The organism is Acinetobacter sp. ANC 4654, from assembly GCF_002135425.1.
Taxonomy (GTDB): Bacteria; Pseudomonadota; Gammaproteobacteria; order Pseudomonadales; family Moraxellaceae; genus Acinetobacter; species Acinetobacter kyonggiensis.
This window is the reverse complement of the sequence record NZ_NEGL01000009.1, coordinates 1-20,110: the sequence shown is the minus strand read 5'-3', so window position 1 is coordinate 20,110 and position 20,110 is coordinate 1. Positions and strand designations below refer to the sequence as shown.

Here is a 20,110-nt window from a genome sequence, read left to right as displayed (position 1 = left end):
ATTTGTTGATTTTCATATTGGCATGAAAAAAAACAGTATTCTATTAAAATTGTTCGACAATTATTTTTAAAGTCTTCAAATTAAGCCGCTTTAAATTCTTTTTTAAAGACCACAATTTTTGTCGTAGAAATTAATAAAACATCATTATTTTGATTTAATGTTTGTGTTACATAGGTCACGATAGCGCGATCAGTTTTGGTTTTTGATGGCGTAATCGCAACAATTTCAACTTCAACATGAATTTTATCGTTAGGACGAGTTGGTCTTGGCCAGCGAATACTGGATTCTGAACCAATCAGTCCATAAGCAACAGGAAAACATTCTGTCCATAAGCGCATTGTTACCGCAGAAGTGTGCCATCCACTTGCGGCAATACCTTGAAAAATAGGATGTACTTTGGCTTGATCTTCATCAGTGTGAAAAACTTGTGGATCATAAGCATGGGCAAATTGTTTAATTTCTTCTAATGTCATTTCATATTCACGACTAATGAAACAATCACCCAGTTTTATATCTTCTAAATACAACATTAATCCAATTCCTTTTTCTTCAAAGCTTGTTGCTCGATTAAAAAACTGCCTGTTTGTCTTTGCCATAAATGGGCATAAATTCCACCTAGCGCGACCAGTTCATCATGCGTACCTTGTTCCGCAATATGTCCTTGATCTAATACAATCAAGCGGTCCATTTGTGCAATGGTTGAAAGTCGATGCGCAATTGCGATGACTGTTTTCCCTTTCATTAATTCATCCAAACTGGATTGAATTGCAGCTTCAACTTCAGAGTCTAAAGCACTGGTGGCTTCATCTAAAATTAAAATAGGTGCATCTTTTAAAAATACGCGTGCGATTGCAATGCGTTGACGTTGCCCACCAGAGAGTTTTACACCGCGTTCACCAACATAGGCTTCATAACCCGATTTACCCCGTAAATCGGTGAGTTGAGGAATAAAATCTTCTGCTTTGGCTTTGCGAACAGCTTCAAACATTTGTTCATCTGTTGCATCGGGACGACCATATTTAATATTTTCAGCCACGGTACGGTGTAATAAAGAGGTGTCTTGGGTCACCAAGGCAATACTTTTACGCAAACTATCTTGGGTTACATCTTGAATGTTTTGACCATCAATCGAAATACGACCTTGGTTAATCTCATAAAAATGCAATAACAATTGAATTAAAGTTGATTTTCCTGCTCCAGAACGACCAACGATACCAATTTTTTCACCCGGTTTGATGGTTAAATTTAAATGATCAATCACATTTTTATTGTTATAAGCAAAGCTGACATCTTCAAATTTGATTTCACCTTGTGGCACTTGTAATGGGGCAGCATCTTTTTTGTCTTGGATGTTAATAGGACGACCCAGTGTTTTCATGCCATCTTGAATGGTTCCGACATTTTCAAAGAGTGCGGATGTTTGCCACATCATAAATTCTGCAATGCTATTAAGTTTTAAAATCATGGCTGTTGTTGCCGCAATAATCCCCAATTCCGCTTGCCCATTGATCCAAAGCCAAATGGCTGTGCCTAAAACACCAACATATAAAACTACACTTAATAAGTTGATGCTGATTTCATACTGCACCCCTAAACGCATTTGTTGATAAACCGTGGTCATAAACCCTTGCATAGATTCTTTGGCATATTGGCTTTCATGACCCGCATGGGCAAATAATTTAACGGTTTGAATGTTTGTGTAAGCATCGGTTACGCGCCCCGTCATGACTGCACGAGCATCGGCTTGTTTATTGGAAATTCGGCTTAAACGAGGAATGAAAAAACAAGCAGCTGCAATAAACAGCACCAACCAAAGCATTAGAGGCAAAATCAACATTGGGGAAATTGCGCCCAATACAAAGCTAATGGTCACAAAATAGATCACGACATAAGCCAGCATGTCACCTAAAATCACCCAAAATTCACGTACTGCGAGCGAAGTTTGCATAACTTTGGCAGATAGGCGACCAGCAAAATCATTATGGAAAAAATCCAAACTTTGTTGTAGTAATAAATTATGAAAGCGCCAGCGCAGGCGCATTGGAAAGGTGCTGTAAAGAATTTGATGTTTAATAATTGATTGAAAACTTGCAAAGAAAATATTGGCAAAAAGAATACAGGTCAAAAGGGTCAAATTTTGTGTATGTTCAGCTAAGAAAGTTTCAGGTTGACTTTTGCTTAACCAGTTGACTAAATCGCCAATTTTTGCATAAAGTACTGCTTCAAAGCTCGCAGCTCCAGCAGTACATAATACCAGCAACAATAAATAGGGGCGAACACCTGTTGCAGCTTGCCAAACAAAAGGGAAGAAACGGGTTGGAAGGGGTTCGGTTAAACCTTTAGATGGATAAGGATCGACGAGTTTTTCAAACCACTTCAACATAAGTTACACCTTTAAATCTTAATAATATTAAATTTCAGTAATTTACAATTTTCATATTAAAAACAATAATTTGATTCATAGCTTACTACACGTTTGAACCTGTGTGAACACCGATTTTGCTGCGCGAACGTATTTATATTTGCCCCCTAATTTGCCCCATAATGGAAAAATTACGAAAGGGGCAAATTTATGGGTTCAATTTTCACTAGAACACTGTCAGACGGGACTTTGCGATACAGAGCTGTGATTCGTATTCAACGCAAAGACTATCCAGCGTTTAGAGAAAGTAAAACATTCACTACAAAGCGCATTGCAGAAAAGTGGGTCAAAAAACGTGAAGTCTAAATTGAGAACAACCCAGAAATTTTGAACGGTAATCAACATGAGAAAAGCATCATGCTTTCTGATGCAATAGACTTATACCTGAATGAAACGGAAGGGGTCTATAGTAAAACAAAAGTAAATGCCTTAAAGCTGATCAAGAAATTTCCAGTCGCTAAAAAGTCTATCATGAAATTAAGTAGTATGGATTTGTCCAACCATGTTGCATTAAGGAAAACGTACTGTCCGAAAGTGCGGGTTAGTCTAGTAGTACAAAGTATTATCTTTATGAATTGCTGCAAAGAAGTGTATTGAATCATGCTTCTGTGATGTGGAAAATGCCAATAGATGTTAAACAAATTTGACCGTACAACAGTACAGCTTTGTTATCAAAGTAAGCCGATGATTCAAACGATGGAAGCATCCGCTTAAACAGGATTTAGGTTACTTAAAAAATTTAATCTTTTCAAAAACTTTAAGACTTAATCTTTTTCTTATGCGCGTACATTTGCTCATCTGCTTCTTGCAGTGTTTTTAATAATCCATTAAGAGGGTTGCGCATAGCAAGACCAATAGCAGCACTAATATTAGCTTCTGCAAAAACTTGAAGCACTCTGTTTACTAAGTTTTCTGCATTTACTTGATTATTTTCAATACTGAGAATCGCAAATTCATCTCCACCCAAACGAGCCACAATATCATTACTGCGTACACAACCTTTTAAAGCCGTTGCTGCCTTTTGAATGAGTTCATCACCCGCAGTATGTCCCAAACTATCGTTTATAGTTTTCAAATTATTAAGATCAATCATTAAAATTGCAGTAGGATGTCCATAACGTTTACAACGTTCTTCCTCTAAACTAATTAAGTTATCCCATGCCCTACGGTTGAATAATCCAGTCAATGAATCACTTAGAGCTTCTTCTTTAAAGCGTTCACGTTGGCGTATTTGTTCAACTTCTCGTAATTCTCCTTGTAAAATATAACTTAGCATTTGACCTAATAGATCAATTAGTCCGGCTTCTTTTATTATTGCCTCTGATTGAGGTTTGGGATCAATCGCGCAGAGCGTACCAAAAAGAGAACCATCTTCTTTTGTGAGCGGTTGGCCAATATATGCCTTGATCTCTACCTGCTTACCTATGGGTGCATTAACGTAAAGTGGAATATCCTCTGATCGGGGAGCAATTCGGGGTGCTTTGCCTTGTACCATCTGAGAACAGAAAGAGTCAGCCCAACGAAATACTTGACCGGGTTGAACGTTATATCCATTATCTTCACTTTGAAGCACAATCCAATCATCACCCTCAGTACGAGTAATCATCCATAAATTAAAACCAAATTTTTGATATAAAAATTTTAAAACAGCCTGACCAGCTTCTTCGAAGTTTTTAAATTCAGCACTATTCATCTAATTATCCTGCCATTAATAGTAAAAATTAATATCAAAAAAATGATTTAGTATTTTCCTAGCAATACTTTTCATGTTTTAAACAAAAAAATTGAATCCAGATTTATTTTATCAAATATTATTAAAGAAAATAGTGCAAGTAAAATAGATAAGATTCTAAAAATAATAGCTTAATATTGAATTTTAGCAAATTCATATACTTTGACTGATTCAGATAGCGTTACTTCCTCTAATTGCTTTTAGCAGTTTGTGATAAGAAGTGCAAGAAGTAGAGTCGACAGTATTTTACTCTCATCATTTTGATTTTATTGAATTGAGAATTATAAAGAAAAATTGATAAAAGAAAATCCACATCAAAGTAGATTTGAAAATTCCATTTTTAAAATCAGCGCTTTTTATTGTACATAGTAATAAGAATAATAATGACAATAGCGATGATTAGTGAGATGAAGGCTGTTTCCATTTTCATATATTCACCACGTTCTTGTGCTGTGTATAAATTTTATCAGGTTTGAAACGGATAGTGGAAGATATTAAAAAATCACCAAATTGGGCTTTGTGGGATTTAATACTATCTATCGTATTAAAGGGAGGTGTTGTTATAGGGTATTTATATAGTATTAATGTTAATAAGATATTGATATTAAATAAAATAAATTAAAAAATTGTTATTGCAGACTAGATTTTATTTTGTCTTAGCCTGATCGTAATTAAACAGTATGATAATCAAAAGAAATCCTAATTTTGACTAAAAAGTAATATTCTGATTTGAATTTTTGTTTAATCTCTTAATTTAGTTATCAACTATATATTTAATTTTAATGAAATTATTGTCTTTGTAAAAAAAATAATTGTTATAATCGCGCACACTTTGCGCACAACTGTGCTTCTTTTTCCACTGAATTGTAATATCTTTTTATGAACCTTAAATTTATTGGTGCTGTTGCACTACTCCTTGGACTCATTAATCCATTATCTGCTATGCCTTTTGATCCATTAATTGGTACATGGAAGGTTATAGATGACTATACTGGTTATTATATCTCAGATATCGTGATCCGTAAGAATTCAAAAACACAGCAATATAGTGCTGTCATTACTAAAAACTATCCTTTACCAGGTACACCAATGACTGACGTGTGTACCAAATGTCAGGGTGCACTGAAGAATCAGCCGATTTTTGGAATGGAGGCGCTAAAAGGGCTTGTTGCAGATGCCAGTAATCAGCAATTCAGCAAAGGAGTGTGGGTCAACCCACAGGATGGGCGAGTATATAATATTGATGCCCGGCTAAATGCTTCAGGAGATCAAATAAAAGTCCAAGGTAAAGCTAAAAATAGCAATACTGTTAGCAATATGATTTGGAAGAAACTCTGATATTACTTTCATTAATCAATGGTTTAAAAATAAAAGTCATCTAAATAGAAAAACCACCTAATTTCATCATTGGGTGGTTTTATTTTTCATGAGGCATAAGTGAGTTTATATTTCTCTTTATAATAATCTAAAGCAATATTTAGATATAGTTCAAGTTAGTACAGTATTAATTAAGAAAACTAATTTATATAATACAATAACTTGTGTTTATTATTTTACATCATTCAGGGTTAAGTGGTTTTAAATATTTACTGCTAGATTCAATAATTAATTTTTTGAAAGTCGAGACTTTATCACTGTCACAAGCAATAATCATTAAATCTCCAGTTTTTCCAAAGCCTTTGATGATTCAGCCTTTAGAGTAGTTAAAACTGTAGTCAACTAATCTCTATTGGCTCAATACTCTAATAATAAATTACAACCAGTTATGATTGAATTGATCTAGACAATTAAAAAGGGTTGAGATGATCTTTTCGAACATGATAAGAATGGTGTGCAGGAGAAGATCTTAATTGACCCTAAAAAATCAAAGAAGAAATGATCTGAGTAAACAACCTTGCTAAAAGATGAAAATAGCAAGATAGACAATTAGGCTTTTTAGATGATACTGGATTAGGTTGATTTATGGTGTGCAAGAGCATCCTTTGTTTTTCGGTACATAGATTTACATCTCATACAAAAAATAATCTAAGTTGAGGTGTAAAGCTATAAGAATGGGTGGTAGTGTTTATATTCCTATGTTTTTTGTTTTGAGGTGAGTAATGAAACTGTTAGCTCTAATTGGTGCAGGTGTGGCAGCGGGATATTGCTATAAGAAGATGAAGAATAGGAAGCAAAATCCAAAAAATGCTCAGCTTGATGAAAGCACTAAAAATTCTCAGTTAGATGAAAATGTTAAGGTTGAGAACATTACTGTGTAATTTCTTTAAAGTAACCTCACTAATAAGTGTGATTTTAATTAGCGATTCTCAGATTTATATAGTAACAAAAGCTCTGTCAGTAGATCGTAATGCCAGTCAGTTAAGAAATTGACTGGTTTTTTATTTTAAATTCATGATTTTATTCGATACGCGGAAACGTCATCCGCAACTTGAGCCATAAATAAAGCACGGCTTTATTTTGCAGCGCAAGGCAAGACTACTTTGAAAAGTACAGTTTCTGCGATTTATTAGGGTCTATTGACATTTCATATAAGTGCCTGATTTTATATAAATACCAATCCATATGATCATTGCTTGTTTTTGTATTGGATTTCTTTGGAATATTGGCTTTTGTTTTAGTGACTTTAATTTGATTCCTTAATGGTTCTGAGTCATAACCTTTATCAGCACACAGTATTTCCGTCTGCTCTAAATCTAATAATGTCACGAGATCAGGTGCAATTTTAACATCATGTGTTGTCCCATCGCTTATAATAAACGCTATTGGATGACCATTTGAATCAACAGCTAAATGAATTTTAGAGCTATTCCCACCAATGCTACGAGCAATATCTTGATCTTTAATTCCAGTCGAATGTTGATGTGCTCTGACGTGTGTAGCATCAATAAAGACCCATTATAAGTCAGCATTCATTGATAGTAATTTAAATATATTTAATAACTTAGAGTGTTTAGACCATCGATTAAACTTCTTAAAGATAGAATTTGAGTTACCAAAATATTCAGGTAAATCTCGGCAAGGACAACCTGTACGAATTCGATAAAGGATTGCTTCAATAAATAAACGTAAGTTTGGTTTGAGATAAATATTAAAATCACGGAAAATAGGCGTTAACTTAGACCAGTGTTGATCAGTCAGCATTGTATGGGGCATAGCGAGCAGTAAATTTGGTTTGGCGATTGAATTTTACTGCCTCTCTATTTTTTTGAACAGCAAATGTCAACAGACCCTAATAAAGTAGGTCGTTCTTTATAGGATTAACAAACTAAATGATGCTGTGATTTTTAATGAGGTCATGGCTTTATATTTCTAAACCATATACCAATTAAGAATAGCAACGAAAGTTGAGTAATTGATCAGGTTTTTTTGATCTTTATGGTAAATTAATTGCACAATTAAAAATTAGGATGATCGTTGTGAAAGAAGTATTAGAAGAATATCGTATTGAAAGAGCTAAGCTGGAAGATGAAATTCAAGAGTTTCTTACTCAAAAAATTGCTGATTTTAAAGAAAAAACTGGCGCTGAAGTTATTCATTTGGATGTAAACATTGAATTACTCGATGATCACGATGCAAATGCTTTTATTGAAAGTGTATTTATTGGTACTGATTTATAGTAGATATCTTTCATAAATCAAAAAACGAGCATCTTTTTGGCGATTATATGCACCCTTAATTTTGCAGAATTCATGCATAATCTACGTATGAAATATATCGATTCAAAAAAGCTTTCTGACACACAGTTTAAACGATACACAGGCTTTCTTTCTCAACTTTTTATTTAATGGTTGAGCAACTAAAAAAGCATGTGCCTGCTAAAGGTAGACCCTCTAAATTAGGATTGGAAGATCAAATACTTCTGTGTCTAAGCTATTGGCGTGAATACTGAACTTTATTTCATGTTGCCACAAGCTATGGTGTTTCAGAACCGACTGCCTCTAGAGTTGTCCGAAATGTAGAGGACTGCTTGATTCAGTCTAATCTTTTTAATTTACCGAAGAATTTACCTCAAGGTGAAGGCTTTGATTGGAATGTTGTCATTGTGGATGCAACAGAAATACCTGTACAGCGTTCCAAAAAAAACAGAAGCACAGCTATAGTGGTAAGAAAAAAGTCATACATTCAAAGTACAAGCGATTATTCATGCTAAAACACGAGCAATTCTCAGTATATGTATGTGTAAAGGAGCAGTGCATGACTTTGAACTATTCAAAAGAAATCTACACTTAATTCCTAAAGATGCCTTTGTCTTGGCAGATAAAGGTGACCAAGGAATCTATGATATTTACGCAAACAGTTTAATTCCGCTTGAGGCAAAAAAGGCTGTAAATTAGATCCAATTTTGAAAAAATATAATCGTGAAATCAATAAAAGAAGAATAGGCGTAGAACATGTATTTGGTGTACTCAAGACCTTTAAAATACTTGCAGAACGATACCGAAATAGAGGAAAAAGGCTTGGTTTAAGATTTAATTTGATCGCTGGAATTTACAACATGGAACTGTCTAAAAAATGATTTATGAAAGAACTCTAGTTGATAAATAAATAATAAAAGCTCACAAAAATGTGGGCTTTTTAAATAGCTTTCATATTATTGAAATAATTTAACGCTATATTTAGTGAAAATAAATAATTTAAAAATTCTAAAATTACAGCGTAGATTAAACCTATTTATCTTGGGAGAGGTAAGTAGGTTTTTTATTTTGATAAAAGAAAGTATTGAACATATGCATAGGGGATTTGGCAGATCAATCTTTTAATTTCAAGAAAGAATGCTTTAAAGCGAAGGGGGTTGAAGACGTAAAGCTTCAGAATATTGCAAACAGATATGCATTAGATCTCTTGCGAAAGTCATTATTGAAAATTTATCCAGTTTACCAGTGCAGCGATTAAGTTAATGCGTAAACCGAATCTTTTCCGTCTATTTCGATAGCGTTCACTTAATATTCTAAATGTTTTCAATTGACTATTGATGTGTTCGATCACAACTCGTATTTTTCCAATCATTTTATTGTACTTTTTCTCAACAGTAAATAAAGGTAAATTCTTTTTTTTCTTTATTGGCATCAATAATTTAAAGCCATCTTGCTCTAATCCATAGTAACCTAAATCGGTCATAACATATTCACAATGTTTGAATTTCTTAACCGTTTTTCTTGCCAATTTAGTGTCATGCTGACTGCCATTCGATATATCTAGCCCTATGATTTGTTTGCTCTTCGGATGATAGATCACTTGTACTTTTAGCGTATGTTTCTTCTTTTTACCACTGCAGAACTTACTCTGATTTTTTTTTCGGGCGTTCTATTGAACATTCTGTGGCATCAATAATGACCCAGTTAAAGTGTTCGTCTGCTGTGGTAATGCTTCGTTTTGGCAGAGTAAAACGTCTTGATTTCATTAATGCATCTTCAACTTTTTTAATGGTTCGATTCACATTGCTTTCAGCCATATGGTAATTTGCCGCCAATTCCAGTTGAGTACTGTAGTTCCGTAAGTAATTGAGAGTTAATAACAACTGATCCTCTAAATCTAAAGTATGAGGACGACCTGATTTCTTTTTGAGTGATTCTGCTGTTTCTAAAACCTCTACCATTTCAGTAAAAACTTGCCGAGGTACGCCAACCAAGCGTTTGAATTCAGAATCTGAAAAACGGTTTAATTTCTGATATCTCATGAAACTTAGATTGAGGTGGTTTTTACTTTCGCAAGAGGTCTATTATTGATGATAACTTATACTATTTCTGGCTATCGAGTGATTTGAAGCTGTGGGAAGCGACTAATCAGATTGAATTAACTTTAAGAAAGATGAATAATTAAATTTTAAAATTAATCATTAGATATTTTTTGACACTATATATTCATAAAACTAAAGTATAATATTTTTTTAAAATTTTGAGCTTAATCTAAATGCCGAATATTAATATAAAGAAACTAGATAAACTTGTTGGTGATATAGTTTTAAAAAATAAAACGCCTGAAAAAATATTAATTGGCTATAAAGCTTATGGAGAGCTAATGAACGATCGAAATTTTTTTGAAGAAGTAGCTGGCTCAGCTATGGAGCCGAGTAAGAGAAAATATAAGAAGATTAAAATTAAAGTTACTCAAGATGATTATCAGCTTGAAGTGAAGTGTTCAAATTGATATAGCTGTATAATAACGTAAGCTCGCTCATTGATCGGGGTTCATCTTATATGTTTTGAACTAATGGTAAAGTAATATTTTGCCAATGATTTAAAATCAAGTAGATATATAATAATTTATAGAATCTATCGCTATATTTTTTGTTTTTAGTTTCTACCTCCTATCAAGGAGGTATTTTTTTTCTTGAAATTTAGGAAAAACAAATGCTCCAATTCCTCCGTAAATTATTCTGTATTCATGCGTATGAATTCGACTTCGATGATAGTGGATACACCCATGAATGCCGCAAATGCGGTAAAGAGGATTAAGTAGTTCTCGAAATTGCCGAATGTTCTACGGCATAGAAAACCCCGTCATTGGTTTGATGGGGTTTTCTTTTCTATTTTTTCTATCAAGTTTGAGGAAAGTTTCTAGTAAGTTGACTGCTTCTATATTTTATGATGATATTTAATTAAATCAATGTCTTGGTATTTTAGTTTTAACTTTATTCTTGGTTGATATAAGCACGATTTGCATAGAGCTTAGCTTTTACCCCGTGTTGCAATAGCTGATATATATTTATGCCGTTGATATACTAATTTTTACATACGGGTAATGCTGAATTTTAATTTGATCGTTGAATCTACGACAACAACAAAGAGATAAAATGGTTGGTTAATTGAAGAAATAAAGCAAAAACATTGTTCTTAAAATGAATGGCTTTATTTTAATGTTTGTATCTTATATAGGATACATAGCATATTCATTGGTAATCAGTATAAGATTTAAAACATTAATTTAAATTTTTATGTGTTATTTTTATTATAATGTTGTTCTTTATACTAAATAAAGTTGATAGTATATTTATATTTCAAGAGAATTAGAAGGTCTTTAATAATGATAGGATGTATTAGGCTTGTATATGTCAGTAAATTTTATCGTAATGATGATGCCTTTAAATTGGATTTAATGAATATTTTAACTACTTCAATTAACTACAATACTCAAGAAAATATAACTGGAGTCCTTTGTTATGGTAATGGGTGTTTTATCCAATGTTTGGAAGGAAAAAAATCAACTGTAAATGATTTGTATTTTAATAAAATTTTAAAAGATAATCGTCATACTTCTTGTCAGTTAATTTATTTTGAGGAATCTAAAGTCCGATTATTTGACCAATGGGCTATGAAATTTGCTCCTCTTAATGTTCATTTAAGAAATTTCTTTTTAGAAAATCATGGTAGCGAGTTCAATCCATTTCTCCTAAATACATTAACAATTGGACCATTTTTAAAAATTTTATCAAAACAAAATGAATGGGAATATTATATTTAAATCAATAAAAAATGATCATATTTAAAAATTATTTTAATTTAACTAAGAAGAGAAAAAAGACAAAATAAAAATTAATCAAGTTTGTGATGCTGATTTGTTATGAATACTAGATATTAACTCCTTAACTTTGAACTCTTTCAGAACTTATTTTTCATTCAATCCTAGGTTATAAATTTTAGCAACCAGATTAAATCTTAAATAGATCCTTTTTATAATCGGAAAGATCATTTTTGTAGCTTTTTGGATTGTTTTTTAGGATCAGTTTACTGCTGTGGGCTGTTTGGTTCATTTTGACGTTTAGGTTGTTGCTGATTAGATTCTTGATTTGGTTGACTCTGTTGCTGATTAGCTATTTTAATTTCCATCCTCTAGTATTTGAAATGCGTTGTTTTGTTAGCAACTTTATCAAACTGCTCTCTAAATATGCTTATCCAGCACCCTCTCTGTGTCAATCGGCTATCAAGCTCAGCTTTTGGGTTAAACAAATTACATACCATAAAATGCTTAAAATGTGATCAAATTGACAAACAAGGCTGAACTTAGAATAGTTATGCTCCATTTTGTTTTTCGAAGAAATGAGCCATATGTCTGTAGTTAATTTAGAATCTTTTTAGGTTAGTACAGAAATCTATCCTATCAGCGGCTTGTATCTGAAAAGGAGGTGTTTTCATGAAATTCGTGTTAAGCATTCTTTGCGGCTTCTTTTTTTTCGGTGGATTGCTTATTTCAAGTAATGTATCAGCGGAAAAGAAAGAAACAGTTCCTTGGGGTTGCGATGCTTATAGCTCATCTATGTGCTATTTCAGTATTCATTATAGCTCTGGAGGAAATAGAAACTTCACAATGCATGGCGGTGAAAGGGACAAAGTTTCGGGTGTTGTACCCGTTAAAGATCAATACTGTTTATGTGTAGGTACACCAACACCTAGTGATCTAAACCAGTGTAATAATGGATATCAAGGAAAATTCTGTAAGAGAGGTACAGTAAACCGTAGTTACAACAATTAATGAGCTTCCACCTCATGGTGGCTGTCATTGGTGTAGTCCTAGAGATTTTTAATCGAGATTCAGATAAATAATTTCCCAGTGAGCGTTTTATCGGCATGCTCATCTACAAATCATACTTATATGCTTTGTAATGAAAGGTCATGTTGTGTCAGCAATACTTTGGAAACTGTTGGTTAAGCTTCCACGAGTATTCTAAAATAGATAGAAACCCGCTATATAACATAATGGACGTTATATGAAATAGCCCTCAATTTTGAGGGCTATTTTAGGCGAAAATCAACTGTGATTTAATCCTTCGACATTCAATTCTTGTCCATCTACTTTTTTGCCATACCTCGATATTTGGTCGTGCAGATGTTTGAGTCAGTTACCATTGATACATGTGCTTAATCAGCAGTCTAAGGTCATGTTTTGTCAAAATTTAATACATAATTATTTTTCGTGGAATGAGTTATTGATGATAAATAATTGATAAAATTTCAATTCAATCTTAAATGTATGTAAATAAAAATGTATAAAACTGAAGAAATAATTTGCATAGCGAGGGAATATTCACACAAAAGCGACTACAGTGTATTGTTTGCCATAACAGCTGTGGATTTTAGGGGGAATTAACAAAGAGTTTCTAAAAACTGATTGATATACAGGCTAACTTCTTCAGCATACTTTTCTGCTAAGTCATGTTTTCCACCCTCAATAATATGCAATTTAGAATTTCCTAATTTATAGTTTAGATATTTCCCTACAGTAATAGGGCTTATAGAATCATCATCTCCCCATATCAATAAAACAGGAACATCAATTGTTTCAAGATAATCTTCATAATCAACATTCGTTGTCATGAACCAGTTGGGATATCGTGGATATTGCTCTTGGTATTCAGTACGCCAATCTTGAACATTAAAATGAGTCAAATCAATTCCACCTGAAGTTGCGATTAAAACCAGACCTTTAATCAGATTAGGATTCGTGAGGGTCTTATTAACTGCAAAAATCCCTCCCATTGATTGAGCAATCAGAATGGATTTGGATTGAATTTTGCTCGTGACATAGTCTTGTAAGTCACTAAAATTATTTATATTTTGATCATTTTCAGAGGTTCCAAAACCAGGATAACCAATAATCTCTTTTTCATAATGTATGGGCAAAAAATCAATTAAAGGATTCCAAAAATCTATATTTCCAGAAGCCCCAGGTAAAAATACTATTTTATCCATTTTTTCATATACTTAAATCTTTAAATTATTTAAAGCCTATCTCTTATAATTTAATTCGTCTAGATGTTATTAACCAAGGCCTTTGGTTTGTGGTGAGTTTGTAAAAGGGATATTGAATGTGCGCCTAAACTATGTAATCTAGGTGTCTTTCAGAGCGTTGTGACTGATTCTAAATACGAATTCTGATTATGGTTGGAGGTTGATGACTTACCCACTTAATTTGTATTTTTTTCAATCCAATCAACTAAGTCATAAATTTTTTCAGCAACTTCAACGCCTTTTTTTGCAGATAATGAATATTCTACATGTGGAGGAATAACGGCATATTCCTTACGAACGATAAAACCATCATTTTCTAAATCACGTAAAGTTTGAGTCAACATTTTTTCACTAATACCATCAATTTTTCGTCTTAATTCGCTAAATCGATGTGTCCCTTTTCTTAGACTAAACATAACGAGTACCCCCCAACGATTGGTTAAATGCATTAGCGTAACTCTAGAGGGGCAATTTTTTGATAGAACATTTGCGACCAAGCAAGATTCATTAGTCTTCATATATTTTCCGCCATAAAAGAGCACTTACTTTTTCGTAAGTACTTACAAAAAGTAACTGTCTTATTTACTATAACAAATATCGCCTGAAATGTACGGTTCTTCGCACATTTCAAATCATATCTTTATTGATGAGAGTACGTTTATGGCTTCTCCAATTTTACATTGGATTATCGATCCTATCTGTGGCTGGAGCTATGGTGCATTACCTTTAATGAATGCAGTCGAAGAAAAATTTCCAAATTTACAGAGTCTACATTTGGGTGGGCTTTATAGTGAAAATCACCAACCGCAAATGACAGCAGCAATGCGTGCACAAATCATTCATTATGATGAGCAGATACATCAGCTCACAGGTGTAAATTTTGGAGATGATTATAAAAATGGTTTGCTTGCAGATACAACATTGATCATGAACTCTATCCCTGCAACTCATGCTTTACTGAGTATTTATCAGGGTTTAGGGCATAGCTCAATGTTGTCGCTCTTAAATTTAATACAACAGGGCTACTATCAGAATGGCCTAAATGTCACACAATACAGTGTGCTTGCTCAACTTATTTTGCAGTTAGGTATTCATGATGATCAATGGTCAAAATATTTAGAGGCAGTAGATCAGAAGTTTATGCATCAAAGTATTCATCAGACACGTCAATTGTTATCACGTGTGCGTGGACAAGGTTTTCCAACATTGGTGTATGAAAACCAATCTGGTGAAATGAAGAAGATACACATAGATAGATTTTACAATAAACCGCAGGATTTCATTCAGTTTATAGATCAGCAGCTTCTTAACGCGTAATTGAATTTTTAATGTGAGGTAACAAATATGAAATTATTTTTAAATTCCCTTCTTGTAAGTTCAATGGCACTGAGTGCTTCAGCTTTTGCAACGGAGTTAAGCTATAAAGTTTATAACCCTCAAGCACAAGGCATTTTCCCTGTTACATCGACTCTAATTTCGGGTGAAAAAGAAGCTGCGCTTGTTGATGCACAATTTAGTGTCAATGATGCAAAGAACTTAGTAAAACTCATTCAGGACAGTGGTAAAAACCTTAAATACATTGTGATTACAGCAGGTGATCCAGATTATTATTTCGGTTTAGAACCACTTGTACAAGCATTCCCAAATGCAAAAGTGATTGCAACACCTGAAGTAGTCAAACATATTGAAGCAACTAAAGATGGCAAGTTTGCCTATTGGGGACCCATTTTGAAAAATGGTGCTCCGTCTCAAGTGATTGTTCCTAGTGCAATTGAGGATCAAACGATTGAGCTAGAAGGTGAAAAAATTGAGATTAAAGCATCAGGTAAATATGCTTCTTATCTTTGGGTTCCAAGCAGCCGTACAATTCTGGGCGGTGTTGGTTTGTCTTCAGGTATTCATTTGTGGACAGCAGATGCACAAACGAAAGAAGCACGTGCTGAATGGCGTAAAACGGTGAAACAAATGAATCGATTACACCCAAATGCTGTCATTCCTGGACATTACATGGGTGAAATTCCTTCTGGAACAAAAGCCATCGACTTTACCTATCAGTATCTTGTGGATGTCGATAAGGTTTTGAAAAATAATAAAAATTCAGCATCAGTCATTGCGGCCTTAAAAGAGAAGTACCCTAACTTGGCAGAAGAAAGTTCTTTGGAATTAAGCTCTAAAGTACTGACTGGTGAAATGCAGTGGAAATAATTTAAGCGCAATTCATGTTCTTAAAATTATCTTTTCTAGAATCATTGGCAACTTTTAAGCTTTTATTTGCATACAACTTAATCTATACAATGGATTAAGTTGTATGCGTTAATTTATTTATTTCTCTATAAATTAAATCCAAAATTTAAATTAAGAGGATTTGTCCTGATTATTTGCGTTATTCATACCAAGCCTGCACTTATTTTTGTAAGTTAAAGTCAGCATATTTTTTGGCTAGGATCATTATTGAGGTTGTGACAACTGGCGAAGATCTAAGTAAATAAAATTTAAGTATATTATTTTTTAAATAGGGCAATCTACTTCTATTAATTTGGTGAAATAAGTATATTTTTTAATGTGTTGAGATAAAAATAGGCTAAGTTAAAAAATAAGAGCACGTTTGTGTGCTCTTATTTTATACAAGGTCAATTCATGCTTAATGGAAAACTGTTTCCAGTGCTTTTAAACCTACTTTCGGATCGAGCAGACCATTATAGATCTCTGGAATTTCACGCTCTACACCAAAGAATTCATAAATAGCAATCATAGCGCCACGTACAGAATATTCCACAGTGAAGACCACATCATCTTCAATTTCAACAAACTGACCTAAAAAGGCAAAGTTTTGCGAACCATGAGGAATCACCAAAGGACGATCACCCGGTTTGCGGCACGCGAACAGAGCGGATGCATATGGCATCATCGCTGTTGTCACATCGGTTGTTTGCAACACATGCTCTAAAATGTCATCAAAGCCCAACTGTTTGATAAGTTCGGTTAAAATTTCTTTACCAGTGGCTTCGCTCATCGGTTTTTTGATGTAATCGCCGATATGGTCAATTTGGAAGCCGTAGCCCCATAGGGTATATATGCCTTCAGGCAAATCGGCAAAATGTGGCTGCGCTGGAACTACAATGGATAAATGCCAGCCTGATTCAAACCAAGTCATTAATGCGCCAGTGCCTGGTTCATTGCCAGTGTAATCAATGATGCGTTTTAATAACACATCATCTTTCATGGTTAGGGTGAATGACTCCCACTTATGTTCATCGACATTGCCATAAAAAGTCATTGGACGGCCAAAGTCAGGTGCTTTCTTAGCCAAGGTATTCCAAAGTGTCCAACCATGATCCAAACGGTCTCGGATTAAAGCGGGTACATCATCATTGCCGCCATAACGAGAGTCGGCAGTAATTGAGCCTAAAGTGAAAATGGCTAAGTCGTGCGCTTTCAGCTCGATTTGCTCTGTACCTTCAGGTAATTTCACGTATAGACGCGTAGCACGACGCTCTTGGGTTTCTTCATCGGTAATGAAGTCTGCATCGGTCACATAATTGCCAAAGCGTACATCTACGCCTTGCGCCATCAGCCAGCGCTGTAGCGGCAGAATCATGGAATCGTATTGATTGTACTTGGTGCGTTTGACACCTGCGAGCGTATGAATACGTGGTAGTTCCTGAATAAAACGCAAAAAGTAGCGGCGCAGTTCAGCTGCACTATGCCACTTTTGAAAAGCGAATGTTGTGCGCCACATGCGCCAAAAATTGGTTGCAAAAAAAGCGTCATCAAAAAACTCATCAATGCGGCGGCTACCGATTTTTTCTTCTCTCGATGCCAATAAGCGCAACATTTGCGCACGGTGCAATGTATTTAGTCCGAGTTTTTCTGCATTTGCAATTACATGCTGTGCATCAATTAAACGCGCTTGTGCATGGGTTTTCACTTGTTCGTTAAATTCACGACATTCTTCACGTACAGAAATTTCAGGATTTTCTAAAGAGGGAATACTGGAAAATAAGTCCCATAGACATAAATAGGTCTCATCGGTCAGCATACGTCCACCACGTGTTACCCATGCTTGCGCTGCATGCGGAGTAGGGCCACCATCCATTGAACCGCCCGATATATCCAGCTCTTCTAAAATATGAATATTTTTTGCAGGCACTTTAGCATCGCGAATTGCAAAAGCCGCTGCTGCCATGCCAGCAATACCGCCACCGATAATCCAAAGATGTGAGTGTTGCGCATCTAAAAGATTGCGTTTCTTATTTTGCATTGTTAACCCCTCATTGATTTAAAAATTATGTGTTAAATGGTTTAAAACCATAAAATTAGTATGTCTTTTTATATATGAAAAATGTATGAAAGTTAAAGCAATTTTATACAGTTTTTTGTAATCAATAACTTAAGTTTTATGGTTTTTTTGGATTTTTGATGAACATTATTGGATTTTAATATATTCTTAAATTATTGAATTAGAAAAACTTACTGAGTTTTTACTCTATTTTTTTTGGAAGCCCATCCAAGCGTTTTAATAATACACAACTGTATTTTTATTTATAAGAAAAATCTATGGGTGATGATGAGGTGGCTGTTTAAAAAAGAATAGATAACTTACATAACCTGAATCGTGTTCATCGAAATTTGGTATCAATGCTCGCATTTCAATAATTCCAAAGTTTTCTTCTTGTCATTATTCAGTTTGCCCAAAGAGCATATAATCTGATGACGAGTAAGTCTCGGACTCTCTTAGATTACTTCGCAGGTATTTATGCAATTTTGTCTGTTTATTAGCTCTGCCATAAAAATAAGCCAACGATTCAAATGAGCGAAGCATTGACTTAAGCTGGATTCAGGTTATGTATTTGATATGAAATGCAGCCTTTAAATTGGACTGGTATGTCCAACTTTTGGGGCAAATTAAGCAAGGGCTTTGCTCGTAAGTTATGCTAATTTTTTAAGCATATTTCTTATAATCCGCCCATGTGCAATTGAGACTGGAAGCATATAAATTTTTCCAAAAAAATTGTACGTTACGACACTTGTTGTAATCTTAATTTCATTCTTGTACTCAGTACATGCATTAATTTGCATAGCAACTAACACACTCAAATGCTTATCCGTTGACTGGAGAAACAATTCATTATCTGTAATTTTAACTACATCAAAGAAATCTAATTTATCATTTAATTTTGTTGGATGAATTGTTGACGAGCCAAATCCTTTAATTGGCTTTACACCTCCTAATCTATAACTTAAGAAATCTCTAATCTTAAAAGTAGTATTGAGCCAAGCAGATGATTTATGCGTCATCATGCTATAGGCTTGAATTGCGTTAATATTCTTGTTAATAATTTGCGTATCCTCATGAAGGAAATTCAACTCTTTAACAGGTGCAACTAATCTAGATTTACTGTTTTCTATATTCAATTGAAATACTCTTAGAAATTTATTTTTTAGTTAATTTGTTGATTTATTTTTAATATTTATAAGTACATATTGTCAATTTTTATTTTTTATTCTTCAATATATGCAAGCTGATATTTGTGCGTAATACCAAATTGATTGTGGAGCTCGGCTTTATTTTAAATAATACTAAGCTGGTAAATATCCAATGAAAAGTATTGTTTGCAACTGAGATTTTGGCTCAATTGTTGATTGATTATGAAAAGCATGCTTAGTCATAGATTACTGTGCGTCCTTAGATTAGGCTGCACAGCACATCCGATCAGTACGAAGGTAATGTTGGGAGACGTGTGAAAGTCCACTAAGTTGACCTAACATTAGTCGGTTTTGGAATGAGTAAAATTATGATTACTAAATTAATAAATAAGCATGAAATGATTCAAAGTTCTTCTTTGGGTTGAATGGCGAAGATCATTATAAATAGAAGATTTTTTGTCGATAATTGATATATAAAAAAACATGTATTTAAAATAAACCATTTTATATACAGGTATTTATAATTATTATTTAGTTGCCGTTAAAAAATATAAAGTGATGAATGTGGCATTGTTTTTAATAGACGTTGCACAAAAAGAATATCGAAGGATGGTAAAAATAGCAGATGGTCACACAATTAAGGCAGCACACCCTACATCCTTACATACGATTAATACAGATGTAGGGTATTAACATGGCTAACTCACATTAGGCTTATGATTCTAGAAAATTCATATTCGTGTAAAAAAATCTTTTATAAATAACTTTAATTGTGACGCATAATTAAAATAACAAATAAAGCGT

Annotated in this window: 16 protein-coding genes and 2 pseudogenes; 9 read left to right on the top strand and 9 right to left on the bottom strand. The window is 33.8% G+C overall.

Translation table 11 applies throughout. The annotated features are described in order from the left end of the window. Positions 1–80: 80 nt before the first annotated feature. From B9T24_RS13525 to B9T24_RS13510, 3 genes are all read right to left on the bottom strand, one after another. The gene (locus B9T24_RS13525; RefSeq protein WP_086166252.1) at positions 81–530 is read right to left on the bottom strand and encodes a MaoC family dehydratase; all 450 of its coding nucleotides are present in this window, start codon (positions 528–530) and stop codon (positions 81–83) included. After that, entirely contained in the window at positions 530–2,383 is a 1,854-nt protein-coding gene (locus tag B9T24_RS13520; protein WP_086166251.1) for an ABC transporter ATP-binding protein, read from the bottom strand. The genes B9T24_RS13525 and B9T24_RS13520 overlap by 1 nt, the downstream gene beginning before the upstream one ends. 796 nt (positions 2,384–3,179) lie before the next feature. Further along, positions 3,180–4,115, bottom strand: coding sequence for a sensor domain-containing diguanylate cyclase (locus B9T24_RS13510; protein ID WP_086166249.1), 936 nt, complete (start codon positions 4,113–4,115; stop codon positions 3,180–3,182). Between the two features lie 918 nt (positions 4,116–5,033). Between B9T24_RS13510 and B9T24_RS13505 the strand changes: the two genes are divergently transcribed. Further along, entirely contained in the window at positions 5,034–5,492 is a 459-nt protein-coding gene (locus tag B9T24_RS13505; RefSeq protein ID WP_086166248.1) for a DUF2147 domain-containing protein, read from the top strand. A gap of 761 nt (positions 5,493–6,253) precedes the next feature. Further along, on the top strand, positions 6,254–6,412 hold the full coding sequence (locus tag B9T24_RS16945; protein ID WP_171264913.1) for a hypothetical protein: 159 nt from the start codon (positions 6,254–6,256) through the stop codon (positions 6,410–6,412). Between the two features lie 265 nt (positions 6,413–6,677). Here the strand turns inward: B9T24_RS16945 and B9T24_RS13500 are convergent. After that, positions 6,678–7,307 (bottom strand): annotated as a pseudogene (locus B9T24_RS13500) (IS5 family transposase); the annotation flags it as partial. Positions 7,308–7,570: 263 nt separating this feature from the next. Here B9T24_RS13500 and B9T24_RS13495 point away from each other — a divergent pair. After that, positions 7,571–7,771 carry a hypothetical protein gene (locus B9T24_RS13495; protein ID WP_086166247.1) on the top strand — a complete coding sequence of 67 codons (201 nt, stop codon included), beginning with the start codon at positions 7,571–7,573 and terminating at the stop codon, positions 7,769–7,771. A gap of 713 nt (positions 7,772–8,484) precedes the next feature. Then, positions 8,485–8,670 (top strand): annotated as a pseudogene (locus tag B9T24_RS17170) (transposase); the annotation flags it as partial. A 338-nt stretch (positions 8,671–9,008) separates the two neighbouring features. Here the strand turns inward: B9T24_RS17170 and B9T24_RS13480 are convergent. Further along, positions 9,009–9,831 (bottom strand): IS5 family transposase gene (locus B9T24_RS13480; RefSeq protein WP_143223753.1). Its coding sequence is split into 2 segments (ribosomal slippage): positions 9,009–9,449 and positions 9,451–9,831, totalling 822 coding nucleotides; the frame shifts between segments, so codons are not numbered across the junction. Positions 9,832–10,064: 233 nt separating this feature from the next. On the opposite strand from B9T24_RS13480, the gene B9T24_RS13475 reads away from it, so the two are divergent. The 3 genes from B9T24_RS13475 (at position 10,065) to B9T24_RS13465 (ending at position 12,623) form a co-directional block, all read left to right on the top strand. Next, a complete protein-coding gene (locus tag B9T24_RS13475; protein ID WP_086166246.1) occupies positions 10,065–10,301 on the top strand; it encodes a hypothetical protein in 237 nt (78 codons plus the stop codon). 876 nt (positions 10,302–11,177) lie between these two features. Beyond that, a complete protein-coding gene (locus tag B9T24_RS13470; protein ID WP_086166245.1) occupies positions 11,178–11,615 on the top strand; it encodes a BLUF domain-containing protein in 438 nt (145 codons plus the stop codon). Between the two features lie 669 nt (positions 11,616–12,284). Next, positions 12,285–12,623, top strand: coding sequence for a hypothetical protein (locus B9T24_RS13465; RefSeq protein WP_086166244.1), 339 nt, complete (start codon positions 12,285–12,287; stop codon positions 12,621–12,623). A 611-nt stretch (positions 12,624–13,234) separates the two neighbouring features. On the opposite strand, the gene B9T24_RS13460 is transcribed toward B9T24_RS13465, so the two are convergent. Together B9T24_RS13460 and B9T24_RS13455 are read right to left on the bottom strand one after the other, a co-directional pair. Next, positions 13,235–13,840, bottom strand: a complete 606-nt coding sequence (locus B9T24_RS13460) for an alpha/beta fold hydrolase (protein ID WP_086166243.1) — start codon at positions 13,838–13,840, stop codon at positions 13,235–13,237. 215 nt (positions 13,841–14,055) lie between these two features. Beyond that, positions 14,056–14,397 carry a winged helix-turn-helix transcriptional regulator gene (locus tag B9T24_RS13455; protein WP_086166242.1) on the bottom strand — a complete coding sequence of 114 codons (342 nt, stop codon included), beginning with the start codon at positions 14,395–14,397 and terminating at the stop codon, positions 14,056–14,058. Positions 14,398–14,539: 142 nt separating this feature from the next. Between B9T24_RS13455 and B9T24_RS13450 the strand changes: the two genes are divergently transcribed. Further along, a complete protein-coding gene (locus B9T24_RS13450; RefSeq protein ID WP_086166241.1) occupies positions 14,540–15,196 on the top strand; it encodes a DsbA family protein in 657 nt (218 codons plus the stop codon). A gap of 27 nt (positions 15,197–15,223) precedes the next feature. Further along, positions 15,224–16,084 carry a Vmh family MBL fold metallo-hydrolase gene (locus tag B9T24_RS13445; protein ID WP_086166240.1) on the top strand — a complete coding sequence of 287 codons (861 nt, stop codon included), beginning with the start codon at positions 15,224–15,226 and terminating at the stop codon, positions 16,082–16,084. A gap of 436 nt (positions 16,085–16,520) precedes the next feature. Here B9T24_RS13445 and B9T24_RS13440 read toward each other — a convergent pair whose 3' ends face one another. Next, complete coding sequence (locus tag B9T24_RS13440; RefSeq protein WP_086166239.1) at positions 16,521–18,140, bottom strand: oleate hydratase; 1,620 nt, start codon at positions 18,138–18,140, stop codon at positions 16,521–16,523. Positions 18,141–18,808: 668 nt separating this feature from the next. After that, on the bottom strand, positions 18,809–19,294 hold the full coding sequence (locus B9T24_RS13435; protein ID WP_086166238.1) for a DUF2867 domain-containing protein: 486 nt from the start codon (positions 19,292–19,294) through the stop codon (positions 18,809–18,811). Positions 19,295–20,110 lie beyond the last annotated feature (816 nt).